This is a genomic window from Halalkalibacter nanhaiisediminis, assembly GCF_007830185.1.
GTDB lineage: Bacteria > Bacillota > Bacilli > Bacillales > Bacillaceae_D > Halalkalibacter > Halalkalibacter nanhaiisediminis.
The window spans coordinates 22895-37691 of the sequence record NZ_VLKZ01000002.1 but is presented as its reverse complement, the minus strand read 5'-3'; the positions used below and the strand labels follow the sequence as shown (position 1 = coordinate 37691).

At 39.7% G+C, this 14797-nt stretch carries 14 protein-coding genes; all 14 read right to left on the bottom strand.

Going from position 1 to position 14797, the window contains the following annotated elements:
• Window positions 1–46: 46 nt before the first annotated feature.
• Window positions 47–820, bottom strand: coding sequence for an ABC transporter ATP-binding protein (locus IQ10_RS02835; protein WP_144448981.1), 774 nt, complete (start codon window positions 818–820; stop codon window positions 47–49).
• Window positions 821–1024: 204 nt separating this feature from the next.
• A complete protein-coding gene (locus IQ10_RS02830; RefSeq protein ID WP_144448980.1) occupies window positions 1025–1498 on the bottom strand; it encodes a YpiF family protein in 474 nt (157 codons plus the stop codon).
• Between the two features lie 163 nt (window positions 1499–1661).
• Window positions 1662–2204 carry a ReoY family proteolytic degradation factor gene (locus tag IQ10_RS02825; RefSeq protein WP_144448979.1) on the bottom strand — a complete coding sequence of 181 codons (543 nt, stop codon included), beginning with the start codon at window positions 2202–2204 and terminating at the stop codon, window positions 1662–1664.
• 107 nt (window positions 2205–2311) lie between these two features.
• Window positions 2312–3565: a tetratricopeptide repeat protein gene (locus tag IQ10_RS02820; RefSeq protein ID WP_144448978.1), complete on the bottom strand. Its 1254-nt coding sequence runs from the start codon at window positions 3563–3565 to the stop codon at window positions 2312–2314.
• A gap of 150 nt (window positions 3566–3715) precedes the next feature.
• A complete protein-coding gene (locus IQ10_RS02815) occupies window positions 3716–4642 on the bottom strand; it encodes a hypothetical protein (protein WP_144448977.1) in 927 nt (308 codons plus the stop codon).
• A 564-nt stretch (window positions 4643–5206) separates the two neighbouring features.
• On the bottom strand, window positions 5207–6496 hold the full coding sequence (aroA, locus tag IQ10_RS02810; RefSeq protein WP_144448976.1) for a 3-phosphoshikimate 1-carboxyvinyltransferase: 1290 nt from the start codon (window positions 6494–6496) through the stop codon (window positions 5207–5209).
• Window positions 6497–6507: 11 nt separating this feature from the next.
• Window positions 6508–7605, bottom strand: coding sequence for a prephenate dehydrogenase (locus IQ10_RS02805; RefSeq protein WP_144448975.1), 1098 nt, complete (start codon window positions 7603–7605; stop codon window positions 6508–6510).
• A gap of 68 nt (window positions 7606–7673) precedes the next feature.
• Window positions 7674–8777 carry a histidinol-phosphate transaminase gene (hisC, locus tag IQ10_RS02800; protein ID WP_144448974.1) on the bottom strand — a complete coding sequence of 368 codons (1104 nt, stop codon included), beginning with the start codon at window positions 8775–8777 and terminating at the stop codon, window positions 7674–7676.
• Window positions 8778–8816: 39 nt separating this feature from the next.
• Complete coding sequence (gene trpA / locus IQ10_RS02795; RefSeq protein ID WP_144448973.1) at window positions 8817–9617, bottom strand: tryptophan synthase subunit alpha; 801 nt, start codon at window positions 9615–9617, stop codon at window positions 8817–8819.
• The gene (gene trpB, locus IQ10_RS02790) at window positions 9610–10809 is read right to left on the bottom strand and encodes a tryptophan synthase subunit beta (protein ID WP_144448972.1); all 1200 of its coding nucleotides are present in this window, start codon (window positions 10807–10809) and stop codon (window positions 9610–9612) included. Before trpB ends, trpA begins: the two co-directional genes overlap by 8 nt.
• Window positions 10787–11446, bottom strand: a complete 660-nt coding sequence (locus IQ10_RS02785) for a phosphoribosylanthranilate isomerase (RefSeq protein ID WP_144448971.1) — start codon at window positions 11444–11446, stop codon at window positions 10787–10789. Before IQ10_RS02785 ends, trpB begins: the two co-directional genes overlap by 23 nt.
• On the bottom strand, window positions 11430–12206 hold the full coding sequence (gene trpC, locus IQ10_RS02780) for an indole-3-glycerol phosphate synthase TrpC (protein ID WP_144448970.1): 777 nt from the start codon (window positions 12204–12206) through the stop codon (window positions 11430–11432). Before trpC ends, IQ10_RS02785 begins: the two co-directional genes overlap by 17 nt.
• The gene (trpD, locus tag IQ10_RS02775; RefSeq protein ID WP_144448969.1) at window positions 12199–13227 is read right to left on the bottom strand and encodes an anthranilate phosphoribosyltransferase; all 1029 of its coding nucleotides are present in this window, start codon (window positions 13225–13227) and stop codon (window positions 12199–12201) included. The genes trpC and trpD overlap by 8 nt, the downstream gene beginning before the upstream one ends.
• A complete protein-coding gene (trpE, locus tag IQ10_RS02770; protein ID WP_199757374.1) occupies window positions 13220–14755 on the bottom strand; it encodes an anthranilate synthase component I in 1536 nt (511 codons plus the stop codon). Before trpE ends, trpD begins: the two co-directional genes overlap by 8 nt.
• Window positions 14756–14797: the final 42 nt, after the last annotated feature.

Sequence of the window (14797 nt, the reverse complement as noted above, 5' to 3'; positions counted from 1 at the left end):
ACAAAATAAATTTAATATTTAAAGTATTAAATTTATAGAATTATCTTTACCCTACTTCTTCCTCACCAATATACGCTTTAATGACTTCTGGATTGTGTTGAATTTCTTTTGGTGTTCCAAAACCAATTTGCTTACCAAAGTCTAAAACAGCGATATGGTCGGATAAATTCATGACCACACCCAAATCATGTTCAATTAAGACAACTGTCATTTCCTTTAATTCATGCATATCAAGAATAAACCTAGCCATCATTTCTTTTTCAGCGTTATTCATCCCTGCCATTGGTTCATCAAGCAAAATCAGTTTTGGCTCAAGCGCAAGAGCTCGCCCTACTTCAACTCGTTTTTGCAATCCATATGGCAATGTTCCAACTGGCGTATGACGAATCTCTTGCAATTCGAGGAAATCAATCACCTCTTCAACAGCACGACGATGATAAACTTCTTCTTGTGCTGCTTTGCCCCAATATATACCACCGCTTAACGGTCCTGATTTCATTAAAATATGTCGTCCGAGCTTAAGGTTGTCTAACACGGACATATGGGCAAAGAGGGCAATATTTTGGAAGGCACGAGCAATTCCTAAATTCGTTCGTTTATAGGGCTTCATGCCAAGAATATTCTTGCCTTCAAATCTGATTTCTCCATTAGAAGGTCGATAAAGACCACTAATACAATTAAGCATACTTGTCTTTCCTGCACCGTTTGGACCAATTAACGAGAAGATTTCACCTTTGTTAATATGATAGCTGACATCATCTAATGCTTTTACTCCTCCAAATTGTAAAGAAACATTTCTCACTTCTAAAATGTGATCCAACAGGCTGACCCCCTTATATATGTACAAGTGAATGTAAGCGTTAACATGATTATATAAACACACAACTCGATTAGTCAATGCATTTTAAATATTTCGACAATATAAGACTGATTTAGTTTGGAAAATTTAAAAAAGCTTCTCTCAAGTTTAGAAGCTTGATGAGAAGCTAGAAAAATACAGTTATTTAGGATTGACAAATCTACCTTAACGTTTGGCGGAATTATTTTGCCATTTATTTGTCATAATCGGAATTAGCTGCTTTAATTGATCGCTAATCACCTCTCGTTTGTAGCTTGTTTCCATATGTTCAAGAGGAATCGTTGGTAACCAAATCAGCATGCCTTCTAATTCTTGCTCTGATATTTTCCACTCACCGTCAGACGTTAAGAAAATAATATGAGAGACACCGCCACTCGTTAATTCTTTCACCCATTCTTTCAATCTGCTTACTCTCTCACTCATTTCCTCATTCTTCACATACGTAAAAGCAGGAAAATGTATCACTCTCCCGTGGAATTGTCTTTCGACTTCATACGTGATAATCGAGATAAATTCTCCCATGGCAACTGTCGATTTCACATCTTTTTGCCAAGCTATAGGGATAAGCGGGATAAGTGCTGTATCAACATACTCTTTTGATTGTAAGTATGTATCCATTTCTTTTGCTTGCCATTTCATATGTACACCTTCTTTTCAATACTTCATTACTACACATTTTTATTTTAACGTGAAATATAGATAGATACAATAAAAGGCTAACTGTTTATGATCTAAGCTCTGTTACCCCACTCTTCATTCATTATATGAGGTGGTAACAGAGCCAGATATATTTGTTAGCCTTTTATTGATCTAATTTTTGAAGCTCGCTTACCAATAAGTTAAATTGTGTTTTATCATCTTGATCAAGCGCAGCATCGATGGCCTTAAGCAGACGATCACGTTTAAATGTCTTAATGGAAACATCCAAAACTTTCTCAGCTTCCTGTTCGTAAGCTACTGCAAGCTCAAGATTTTCAGGTATGAAAGGATTTTCTTCTAGGACTGTTAAGTAAGGAGGAAATTGTTTCGCTCCATTAAAATGAAGTTCGATATATACATCTTCCGTTTGATTCAAACGAATATCATGAAACGCTTTTTCGGCATCTGTTGTAATATGTTTTTGTTTATGAAAGGAGAATGGGATACTGTCGACTCCTTTTGTTGAAATGATTAAGGCTTTAGGAGTATGTGCTGCCTTTTCAACAAAATGAACTCGTTCCATTAATTGATCATCGCTCATCAAATAATTTAACAACCAAGCACACTCACGACGTTTTAATTCATACTGTTTTAAGAAACTTTTTAAAAAGTCTTTCTTTTCAACAATTGGAATGATGTTACCCATATTTCACCCCTCCTAGGTTCTTCAATCCTTTATTTAACCTATTTAAAGAACGTATGTTGTTACTATTCGATAAACCATCTCCAAATTCCTTTTTTAAAACGTGAAATTCAGTCTAAATTTTGTAGTAATTCTTGGATATCAGTTCGTTCTGGTTGGATAACAAGAAGCTGTGTAAATACTTCTTTCGCACGATCACGTAAACCGTATTCTAGTAAGAAATAGCCATACTCTTCTAGAAAATCATGATCTTCTTCAAACGACTTTTCAACTTCTTGGTACAGCTTATAAGCTTCATCATAATGATCTTGTTCTTTTAACCCAAAAGCCTCATACCAAGTAAAAACAGGATCCTCTTCACCAAACTCTTTCATGTGATTGAGTAATTCAAGTAATTCCTCATATAATTCATTATGCTTAAAATAGCTAGCTAATGTTTGGACCGCTTCTATATTTGAAGGGTTTAAGGCAATAACTTTTCTTAAGAAATGTTCTCCCTCGTCTGGATTTTGTCGTTTAAAGCTTAACTTGGCTGCTTGGATATAGAGCTGCTCGTTATATTCATCTATGGAAAGTCCAGCCTCTAACGCTTCCATCGCATCATCTAAACGACCTTCAGCTTCATATGCCCTTGCTAGAAGTGGGTACAAGCTCGAAAAATCTGGATCAAGCTCTTTTAATTTTTCAAGCTGTTCAATAGCGATGACCATATCTTCTAATTGAAACGCGGTAAAACCATAGCCAAATAGCGCATGAGGATCTTGATACTTCTCAAGTCCAATTCGGTAGTAATGAACAGCATCTTCAAATTGACCACTTGCACTATATGCTTCTGCTAATTGCAATTCAAGGTGAACATTGGGGATTTTCTCTGTTGAATGAACAGCCTTTTTTAAATATGGAATACTCTTTATGTAATCCCCACGCTCTAAATAAAATTCCCCAAGACCATATGAGATAATCACTTCATTAGGTGCTTTTTTAGCAGCGTTCAACAATTTTTGCTCCGCAACTTCATCAAGTGATTGCATTTGATATAAGTCGGCTAGTAACAGTTGCGCTTGTAAAAAAGCCTCATCACCTTCTTTAATCTCTAAAAGAAGCTCAATTGCCTCATCTTCTTGATCTAGATCAATCAATAATTCTGCAGCAAATGCATATAGGCTTCCCTCATCAGGATAGAGCATGAGTAACTCATCTATGATCTCCTTCGCCTTATCAACATGACCAAGCTCATGATACACCTCGGCAATAGCATACTTTGATTGATGATCCGCATCTTTTTCAATTAGCAATAATTGCGCTAAACCTTCTTCAATCTTGCCTGTCTCAATTTTTTCGAGCGCCTCTTCAATTTTTCTCATCATTATCTTCTCCTATCCTTCTCTTACAGCTATATGTGTATCCAATGATCTTTTCTCAGGCAGAATGTGGTTATTCCCTTTAATAGAAAAAGAAGAAACCATCATCTGGTTGATGACGGCATATATTGTAGTCTTTTTACTTAAGTAGATCTAGACGACTAGATCATCAAGTGATAAAAATCTACCAGGTCGTTTTACTTGAATGCATCGACCAAAACCAGGCTTTAATGAAATGACATGACCAGCTTTTATGACATGTCCTCTTAATATTACCACGAATGGATCCTCCTCATGATAAACAAAGAGCTCCTTTCTTGCAACTGTTTGATCTTTTGAAAACACCGTTTCTGTCTTATTATTAATAAAAAGCAAATAATCGGCATCACTTCCTACTAGCATTGCCCCTTTTTCTGGATAGAGGCCAACTTTTTGTACCATCGCCTTTCGCCAAACCTCATGATCTTCTAAAGGAGGTGATGAATGAATGCGATATGCTGCACAGTAGGATGTCCATGTTGAAAGAATAGAGGTTCTAATTTTCGGCGATTCCTCTTCTATAACAGGAATAACAACAGTCGAATAGCTTGATAAAGTCTGGGAAAGATGTGACCACGGCAGCTCTTCTATTTCAGCAACAGAGTTTATTACAATGCGAACAAATGGAACCCTCAAATGCCGGCAGCGTCTAAGCACTTGAGGGGAAAGAAGTTTTAAAGGAAGCGTAAAACCAATAATATAATCAAGTGTACTGCTCGCCATTGCGTGCTTCGTCCGTTTATAAATCGAATCAAGTTGACGTTCGAATGGAACGTAGGAAGCCACCGCAACCGTTGTACATCCTTTTTTAATGAGGTCGTTTTGCTGTTGTTGAAAGATACTATAATCATGAGAAAGGGTCAGTTCATTTGATAACATCACCCTTCCATTCATCATAATGATACTAGACATGACGACTCGCTGTTTATTCCATTGTTGAAACGTTTTGCTAACATAACGAACTTGTCCATTATCAATTAAATAAGAGCTTTTATAACTTGAGTTTTCTTCAACTTTTTCAGCTTGATCCAACAAATACATCGCCATTCTCCCCCCATCACTTGTTATAGACAAGATATGTGAGGGTTATCCAATTAAGAACACCTTAGTGCATCTCAATTGCTTCGGATGATGAAGATTTTTAAATTTTTACAATTCATCTATTGACTTCTTTTTTATTCTGGATATAATCAAAGTAAGCGTATGGTTTCTCTCCACTCCTATCCATACAACATTAGCTTTTGCTAAACCTCAATTTGAAAACGCTTACGTTTTCAAATTGAGGATTTTTTTTGTGCTTATGATGATAGGGAGCTTAGTGTAACTCAACAGTAAAAGAATACAAGAGCAAGCATAGCTAATGGATGAAGTTGATAGTATGATCAAACAAAAACAAGACATAGTAAATCTTTTCCCTGCGCATTGTACTACCTCCTAAAAAATCGCTATTAGTCCTGTTTCTATTTGTTATGTAACGACATTTTCTTTAAGTAAGTTTCGATTAAAGTTGCAATTGCATGATCCTTTTTGTTATTTAAATAGCAACAGGAGCTGCCATAAAGGCAACTCCTAGTAATTTAAAATGCTAAAATATATGAACTTCTTTTACTTTTGCAACTCTTCGATATGCTCAAAGAAATTAGGGTATGACACAGCAATCGCCTCACTGCGCTCGATTTCGACGCTACCTTCTGTAATAAGTCCTGCAATCGCCATTGCCATCCCAATTCGGTGATCACCATAGCTGCTAACAGATGCACCATGTAAAGATGTTTTTCCTTCAATGATCATACCGTCATCCGTTGCTTTAATGGATGCACCAAGCTTTTTCAATTCACTAACAACTGTATCAATTCGGTTCGTTTCTTTGACTTTTAATTCTTCTGCATCACGAATCACTGTTTTGCCTTCTGCTTGAGTAGCAAGAACAGCTATGACAGGAATTTCATCTATTAGTCTTGGAATAAGATCGCCACTAATTTCAATTCCTTTAAGTGACGATGTCTCAATTGTAATATCGGCAATTGGTTCACCACCAGCAAGGCGCTCATTCATTACATTCATGGTTGCGCCCATTTCTAGTAATACATCGACAATACCAGAACGAGTTGGATTCATGCCAACACCTTGTAGTGTCACTTTACTTCCAGGAACAATTGCCGCTGCGACTAGGAAAAAGGCCGCTGATGAAACATCCCCAGGCACTGTAATATGTTGTGCCTTAAGAACTTGTCCACCTTCTACAGAGACTTTTAAACCTTCTCGCTTCACTTCAACACCATACGCCTCTAGCATTCTTTCAGTGTGGTCACGTGATAAGGCAGGCTCGGAAACAGAGGTAACCCCTTCACTTTGCAGACCCGCTAAAAGAATCGCTGACTTCACTTGTGCACTTGCTACCTTTGATTCGTAAGCAATTCCTTTTGTCTGCCCACCACGAACTGATAACGGCGTAAATTGACCATTTTCACGTCCATCAATGTGTGATCCCATTTCACGTAGTGGAGTGGTGACACGAGCCATTGGACGCTTTGCAATGGAATCATCACCTATTAAAACCGAGTGAAACGGACGTGTTGCGAGAATACCTAGCATTAAGCGAGTTGTCGTTCCTGAATTTCCAACATCAAGAATCTCGCTAGGCTCTTTTAAGCCGTCCCAGCCTTTTCCCTCAATCGTCACATTCTCTCCGTTTTGTTCAATTCTCACACCTAATTTACGGAAGCAATCAATTGTGCTTAAACAATCTTCTCCAGCAAGGAAGCCTTCCACCGTTGTTGTTCCTTCTGCAATTGCACCAAACATAACAGCTCGGTGTGAAATCGATTTATCCCCAGGTACACGGATTGTACCATTTAATCCTACTTCTTTTTTATTTACCGTAACGACAGTCATGATCGTCCTCCTTACATAATATACGTTTCATACATTTCTTGTTCAAGGTTAAGGCGTGCTCGCTGTCGATCTTCTTCTGACCTAAAGCTCAAACGTAGAACCCCCATAATATTTTCGCGTATTTCAAGAATGCGAATATTTGTTAAACTAATTTGATACTGAGCGAGAATGCTTGTCACATCTGAAATGACCCCTGGATGGTCAGGTACGTCTACAAATAAATCATAAAAAGCAGGTATCGCCCCTTTTTCGCGAACAGGCAATCCATCTCTAAATGACTTTGCATCTTGAAAGTATGTATAGATATCATTTGCATTCTCTGCTTCAATCATCGTTTTCACCGTATCCATTTCATTCATCCACGATTTTAGTAACTGTAGCATACTTTCTTTATTATGCAATAAAATATCGCGCCACATTGTCGGACTACTAGAAGCAATACGGGTAATGTCACGAAATCCCCCAGCAGCTAACCGTGAGATAAGCGGGTCTTCTTCTTCAATTTTCGCTACCTGATGGACCAGGCTTGCGGCAATAATATGTGGAAAATGACTAACTGCGCCAGCTAGTCTGTCGTGCTGCGTAGGTGATAATTCAATAAAAGTGGCCTTCGTGCCCTTCAACCAATTTTGCAGCTGAATAATCGCCCGAACATCGGTTCCTTCTGCAGGTGTTAAAATATAAAAGGCATTCTCAAATAAATGCGCTCTTGCCGCTTCAACACCACTTTTATGAGAACCAGCCATCGGATGCCCCCCAATAAAAGACACACCCTTAGCTTTTAGGCAATCAGCTTGTTCTACAATTCGCGTCTTGGTACTTCCTACATCGGTTACAATCGCTCCTGGCTTTAAATCATATCGAGCAAGGTCACCAATAAGCTGCTCTGTTTTAAGAACAGGCGTTGCCAAAATAATTAAATCAGCCTCTTTTATTCCTTCTTCGATCGAGGATACAGCTTCATCGATTACTTCCAAGGAAAGAGCCATTTTTAATTGTTCTTCAGAAATGTCAAAGCCGCGGATCAACGCATCATGTTCCTCTCGTATGGAAAGGGCAATCGAGCCTCCTATTAATCCGAGACCAACGATTAAAACCGTTCGTTTCATCTTATTCTCCTTCCACCTTACGAAAAACCGCCCTTCACATTTGATGAAAGACGATTTTTCAAAATGCATTATCGTTGTTCAACTGGCTTTGAAGCAAGCATTTCTTCTAATATGGTGAGTATTTCTTCATTTTGTTCTTTGCTTCCAACTGTAATACGTGCACAAGTCGGGAATCCTAACGCTTCTCCAGAACGAATGATAAACCCTTTCTTCAATAGAAAGTCAAATACTTCATCACCAGATCTACCAAAATCAATTAAAATAAAATTCGCTTGAGTTGGATAGTATCTTAATTGATGCTTCTCACAAAATGTCACGTATTGTGTTAATCCAGCTGTATTTTTTTCGACACATTCAGCAATAAATGCGTCATCCTCAAGAGCTGCTGCCGCTGCAACATGAGCAAATGTCGTGTTGTTAAATGGCGGACGAACAGGATCTAAAATCGAGATCAACGCTGGATTAGCAACACCATAACCAACGCGAAGGGCCGCTAGTCCATAAGCTTTAGAAAATGTTCTAAGAATCATTAAATTGTTGTATTTCTCAAGTAACGGTAATGTTTCTGGATAGTCCTCTGCAGTGACGTATTCGATATAAGCTTCATCAGATACAACGAGTACATGAGAAGGAACCTGTGCTAGGAAGCGTTCGAACGCTTCTTTGTTCACATATGTACCAGAAGGATTGTTTGGATTACATACCCAAACGATACGCGTTTGCTCATCAATTGCAGCAAGCATCGCATCTAAATCATGCATGCCATCAGGGCCTGAGATTTCACGAACCTCAGCACCCTCAATGGTTGCGTTAAGCTTATATTGAGAAAATGTTGGATGAGCTGTTACCGTGTTCGTATTTGGTGATAAAAAAGCACGGCATAAAAACTGGATGATCTCATCAGAACCATTTCCAAATACTAATTGATTTTCATTAACGCCAATTTTATTCGCTACTTTTTCGCGCAGTAATGCTGCATAGCCATCAGGATAAACAGCTGTATTTTCTGCCATTTGACGAATTGCTTCAGCTACTTTAGGTGACGATCCAAATGGATTTTCATTTGAAGCAAGCTTAATGACTTTAGTTAATCCAAATTCTTTCTTTACTTCTTCAATTGGTTTCCCTGGCTTGTAAGACGGGAGCCCGTGTAACTGTGGTTTTGCTTGCATCTTTAGCACCTCAACTTGTTAAAGTATGATACTTCTATGTTACGACGAAATGAGCGAAGTGACAAACATTTTTATTTCATTTAACGCATTTGGACATGTTTCTTCGTCTCGTAATTCATCCGCACGTTTACCAATTTCGGAAACCAAAGCACTTCCGACAACGACACCATCAGCATGCTCATTCATCAGTTTAACCTGCTCTGCTGATGAAATTCCAAATCCAACAGCTGTTGGAATATGACTTGCTTCACGTACTGTTTTCAAAAAGTCATATACTCTTGGATCGAGTTCTGAACGCACCCCTGTTACACCGAGTGATGAGACACAGTATAAAAATCCTTCGGCGCGTTCAGCAATTTTCTCCATGCGTTGCTTCGATGTTGGCGCAACGAGTGAAATTAGTGCAAGATCATGCTTTTTGCATAGATCTCCTAGATCTTCACTTTCTTCATAAGGAAGATCAGGAACAAGTAGGCCATCAATGCCTAACTCCGCTGCTTGTGCAGTCAAACGTTCTTCACCGTATTGAAGCAATGGATTAAAATAAGTAAAAATAATAACAGGAATGCTTAAGCCTCTCTCACGCATCTTTGGAACGAGATGCAAGGCTTTTTCAAGCGTCATGCCTGCAGATAGAGCCCGTTTAGACGCTTCTTGAATCGTTGGACCATCAGCAAGCGGATCTGAATAAGGAATCCCCAGCTCAAGAATGCTTGCTCCTGCTTCCTCTAACGTAAGTGCTAGTTCAACTGTTGCATCAGCAGTTGGATCACCAGCTGTAATAAAAGGAATGAATAACGGTTTATCAGTCTTTGTCGCAGCTTCCATTCGTTTATTCATTCGACTCACCTCGAAAATGTTTCATTAATGTATGCACGTCCTTATCGCCACGTCCTGATAAGCAAACCAAAATAACATCATCAGCTGTTAAGTCCTTCGCACGTTCAAAAGCCTTTGCAAGCGCGTGAGCAGTTTCAATTGCAGGAATTATTCCTTCTGTCTCAGATAAAAGCTTGAGTGCATCAAGAGCTTGCTGATCCGTTACTGCTTGATAATCGACACGCCCACTACTTGCTAAATAGGCATGCTCAGGACCTACGCCAGGATAATCTAGTCCTGCAGAAATCGAATACGGCTCCGTAATTTGTCCTGCCTCATCTTGAAGCAAATACGTTAACGATCCATGAATAACTCCTTTACGGCCTTTTGTAATCGTCGCCGCATGCTGATCCGTTTCAACACCAAGTCCAGCAGCCTCTACTCCGATTAAACGAACATCGTCTTCTAAAAACGGATAGAATGTTCCAATCGCATTACTACCGCCACCTACACAAGCAATAATTTCAGTTGGTAGCTTGCCTTCTACCTCAAGCAGCTGCCGTCTTGCTTCATCGCCAATAATTCGTTGAAAATCACGAACCATTTTCGGATAAGGATGCGGGCCAACGACAGATCCGATTAAATAAAAAGTATCTTCTGCATTTGCAACCCAGTAACGAATTGCCTCGTTTGTCGCATCCTTTAGTGTTTGGCTACCAGATGTTGCTGGAATCACTTCTGCACCTAGCAGTTCCATTCGAAACACATTAAGTGCTTGACGTTCCATATCTTCTGCACCCATAAACACCTTACACTCTAATCCGAATCTTGCGGCAATTGTGGCTGTCGCAACCCCATGCTGTCCAGCCCCTGTTTCAGCAACAATTTTTGTTTTGCCCATTCTTTTTGCAAGAAGAGCTTGTCCCATTGCATTATTTAGCTTATGAGCACCTGTATGAAGAAGATCCTCGCGCTTTAAATAAATCTTTGCGCCTCCAAGTGATTCTGTCAGATTACGTGCATAAGAGAGCGCAGTTGGACGACCTGCATATTCACGAAGATTTTCATGATAGTCAGCAACAAATGATTCATCCGCTAACGCTTCTTCTAATGCTTGCTCTAATTCTTCAATGACGCTCATTAACGTTTCTGGCACATATTTTCCGCCAAATTCCCCGAATCGTCCTCGCTTATCTGGATACGTCGCTGCCATTTCTGTTCATCCTTTCTTCTAGCTGTCTAATTAGCTTGCTTGATTTTTTGCCATTCTCTTCAATTCCGCTTGATACATCAATACCATCTGGCTGATATCTAAGTAGTTCATCGATATTCATTGGCTTAATTCCTCCAGCAATGAAGACAGGAACCTGCTGCACGCGTCCCTCGTTTATATAGCTCGGTGTATATTTCCAATCAAATGATACACCCGTTCCACCCCATTGATTTCCAACTTTACAATCAACAATGTATCCGTCGGCTATTCCTTTATAAGTTTTCATCAAAGAGAGCGCATCCTCGTTATGATGAATGACTTTCCAGACGTCTAGTCCTGTTTTGTCTTTCACCTCAGCTACTTGTTCAGCTGATTCATTGCCGTGACATTGAATGATGTCAAAAGGAATGCCTTCAATTGCTTGGACAATGTCTTTAGTTGCCGCATTGACAAAAAGAGCTACAAGCTTCTTATTGCCTTTTGGTCCTTGCTTCTCCAGCCATTCAATGACCTGGTTCCGTTCAACTTTCCGCTTACTTTTTGCAAAAACAAAGCCGACATAATCAGCTGAACTATGAAAAACAACCTCAATGTCGCCCTCAGAATGATTCCCACAAAGCTTAAGAAGAGGTGCCACGAGCTTCGCCTCCAAATAATGTCTCAATCCCTTGTTCAGGCGTTTTGGCACGCATTAATGATTCACCAACAAGAACACCAGCTGCTCCTGCACGTTTCACGCGATCAATATCAGCACGATTATAAATCCCGCTTTCGCTAATAAACAAGCTTCCCTCTGGAATGAGTACTGCCATTTCTTCCGTTTGCGTTAAAGATGTTTCAAATGTTTTAAGATTACGATTGTTCACACCAATGATTTTGGGTGTAAAAGTTGATAATAATTCTTCTAACTCTTCTTTTGCATGAACTTCAACAAGACACTCAAGTCCTAGCTCATACGCTTTATCATATAATCGTTTTAATTCTTCAATCGGCACAACGCCAACAATTAATAGCATGGCATCAGCACCAATTCGAACCGTTTCTTCAATTTGCTTCTCGTCAATAATAAAATCTTTACGCATAACAGGAAGTTTAACGACTTGCTTAACAGCGGACAAATACTCAGGATGACCTTGGAAATAATCACGATCCGTTAAAACAGAAATTGCATCTGCTCCTCCAGCTTCGTAGCCCTTCGCAATCTCAACAGGATCAAATTGTTCACGAATGACACCCTTTGATGGAGAAGCCTTTTTTACTTCAGCAATTAAGCCAACTGAACGCTTTGATTTGTTTAATGCTTCAAAAAGCGAATAGTGCTCGACCTTCACTTGTTCTGGCATTGTTGTTAACTCACTTACTTCTTTTTTCTTAGTCTCAAGAATTACCTCAAGCATGTTGTTCCGTCTCCTCTTTTTCCGTCTGCAATGTTTGAAAATGTTGATAAACAGAGCCAGATTTTATCGCAGCCGAAACAAGTTCGACACCTTCATTAATTGACTCAACACGTTTTGCAGCGTAAAGAGCTGCGGCTGCATTAAACATGACAATCCCTTCTGCAGAAGGATTGGCTGTCCCTTTGAGGATTTTCTCAATTAACGCTGCACTTTCAGCAGGTGTTGCTACTTGGATCTCTTCTAGTTTACCACGTTTTAGACCAACATCTTCTGGAGTTAGTGTGTACGTAGTGATATCCGTTCCATTTACTTCAATGACCGTTGATTCATTTGTGATTGAAAGCTCATCTAAGCCTTCTCCACCTGTTACAAACAACGTTCTTGTTGTTCCTAGTCGGCCGAGCGTTTCAGCCATTTTCGCAGCAAATTCCGTATCATAAACACCAATTAATTGATACTTTGCATTAGCTGGATTTGTTAAAGGTCCAAGCATGTTAAAAATAGTCCGAAAGCCAATTTCTTTACGAGGAGCAACAGCGTGCTTCATCGATTGGTGATAAAGTGGCGCAAACAAGAAACATAAATTTGACTCCTGTAGCGAACGATACGCTTCTTCAGGGGAGTGTTGAATCGAAATTTTTAGCTCCTCTAACACATCCGCACTACCACTTTTTGAAGAGACAGCACGATTACCATGCTTTGCAACGGGTACACCGATTGCCGATAAAACAATCGCTGTTGCTGTAGAAATGTTAAACGTACCAAGATCATCTCCACCTGTTCCGCACGTATCGACAACAGGAAGATCATCAGCTGGTATTTTAACCGAGTGTGCACGCATTGAACGCGCAAACCCCGTCATTTCGTCGACCGTCTCACCACGAAAACGCATAATTGTGAGTAAGCTAGCAATTTGACTAGGAGTCGCTTCACCATTCATAATTTGATTCATCGCTTTTTCCGCTTCAGTTTTAGTCATCGTATGTCCTTCCATACACGACTTTAGAATCTCTTTAAGCATGCTCAATCGCCTCCCCATATTCAGCTTTCGTTGATTTCTCAGCATTCCCAAACATCTTCTCTGCTAATTGAACAGCTCGAATTAATGCTTTTGCTTTGTTCTCTGTCTCTTCAAATTCCTTTTCTGGAACAGAATCTGCTACAACGCCTGCACCTGCTTGGATATACGCTTTCCCGTCTTGAATGACCATCGTTCTTATTGCGATACATGAGTCGATATTTCCGTCATAACCAAGGTAGCCAATCGCTCCTGCATACAAGCCGCGTTTTGTCGGCTCAAGTTCTTGTAAAATTTCCATTGCACGAATCTTTGGCGCACCCGAAACTGTGCCTGCAGGAAAAGAGGCCATTAATGCTTCAAGTGGCTCCGTACCTTGACGTAATCTGCCTGTCACCTTCGAAATGATATGCATGACATGAGAGAATTTACCGATTTCAAGTAAAGTCGGTGTTTCCACTGAACCGTACTCTGCAATTCGACCAACATCATTTCTCGCTAAATCAACGAGCATATAATGTTCTGCTCTTTCCTTTTCATCAGCAAGTAATTCTTTAGCTAATGCATTGTCTTCAGCTTCATCCTTGCCACGTTTCCTCGTACCAGCAATCGGATGAATTTCGACATGACCATCTTGAACTTGAACAAGACGTTCTGGAGAGCTTCCGACAACTTCTAAGTCATCAAATTTCAAGTAAAACAAATACGGGGATGGATTGACCATTCGAAGAACCCGATACACTTCTAGCGCAGAAGCGGACACTTCCATTTCAAACCGCTGCGATAAAACAGTTTGAAACACATCACCTGCACGAATATATTCTTTTATCTTCTCTACATCAGCGATAAACGCTTCTTTACTGTAATTTGATTTCACATTCGCAAACGATACTTCCTCATCAAGTGTCGGTGTCTCTTTAAGCATTAATCCACTTACAGGCTGTTCAAGAAGTGATGATACACGCTCTATTTCAGCTGAAGCTGCTTGATACGCTTCAAGATGACCCTCATCTTCTGGCCTTGCATGGACAAGAACCGTTAATTCCTTTTTTGTATGGTCAAACGCAATCAGCGTTTGACAAAACAAAAACTGATAATGAGGTACTCGTTGCTCTGTGTTTGAAGCAAGAGTTGGTTCAATTGTTTCAATCGCATCATAGCTCATATAGCCAACTGCCCCGCCCCGAAATGGAATCGGAATATCTAGTGGCTGTACATGTAAAAAGCTCATCGTTTCATCAAATGCTTCTTGGAAAGTAGTCTTTTCTAACACAATGTCACGGTCTTTTGAATACGTACGGTAGAGACCATTCTCTTCGATTAATTCAAACATTGGATTTAAACCAATGAATGAATAACGCGACCAAGGTGAATGCTCATCCTTACTTTCTAGAAGGAAGGACACTTGATCTCCTAGCTGATGAACAATTTGAACAGGCGTTAATCCATCTGCAAAAAAACGTTCTACAACTGGAATCGTTCTATACTTACTTGCTGCTTTTTTAAAATCAGAAAATAATGGGGTTATCATTTGCAATCACTCCTACATATGGAATGAATGAAATAGGAAGGG

Bases quoted from the DNA above. Each gene is read 5' to 3' on its own strand.
- IQ10_RS02830 (WP_144448980.1), bottom strand. From the start codon at position 1,498: ATGAAATGGCAAGCAAAAGAAATGGATACATACTTACAATCAAAAGAG.
- IQ10_RS02825 (WP_144448979.1), bottom strand. From the start codon at position 2,204: ATGGGTAACATCATTCCAATTGTTGAAAAGAAAGACTTTTTAAAAAGT.
- IQ10_RS02820 (WP_144448978.1), bottom strand. From the start codon at position 3,565: ATGAGAAAAATTGAAGAGGCGCTCGAAAAAATTGAGACAGGCAAGATT.
- IQ10_RS02815 (WP_144448977.1), bottom strand. From the start codon at position 4,642: ATGTATTTGTTGGATCAAGCTGAAAAAGTTGAAGAAAACTCAAGTTAT.
- aroA (WP_144448976.1), bottom strand. From the start codon at position 6,496: ATGACTGTCGTTACGGTAAATAAAAAAGAAGTAGGATTAAATGGTACA.
- IQ10_RS02805 (WP_144448975.1), bottom strand. From the start codon at position 7,605: ATGAAACGAACGGTTTTAATCGTTGGTCTCGGATTAATAGGAGGCTCG.
- hisC (WP_144448974.1), bottom strand. From the start codon at position 8,777: ATGCAAGCAAAACCACAGTTACACGGGCTCCCGTCTTACAAGCCAGGG.
- trpA (WP_144448973.1), bottom strand. From the start codon at position 9,617: ATGAATAAACGAATGGAAGCTGCGACAAAGACTGATAAACCGTTATTC.
- trpB (WP_144448972.1), bottom strand. From the start codon at position 10,809: ATGGCAGCGACGTATCCAGATAAGCGAGGACGATTCGGGGAATTTGGC.
- trpC (WP_144448970.1), bottom strand. From the start codon at position 12,206: ATGCTTGAGGTAATTCTTGAGACTAAGAAAAAAGAAGTAAGTGAGTTA.
- trpD (WP_144448969.1), bottom strand. From the start codon at position 13,227: ATGCTTAAAGAGATTCTAAAGTCGTGTATGGAAGGACATACGATGACT.
- trpE (WP_199757374.1), bottom strand. From the start codon at position 14,755: ATGATAACCCCATTATTTTCTGATTTTAAAAAAGCAGCAAGTAAGTAT.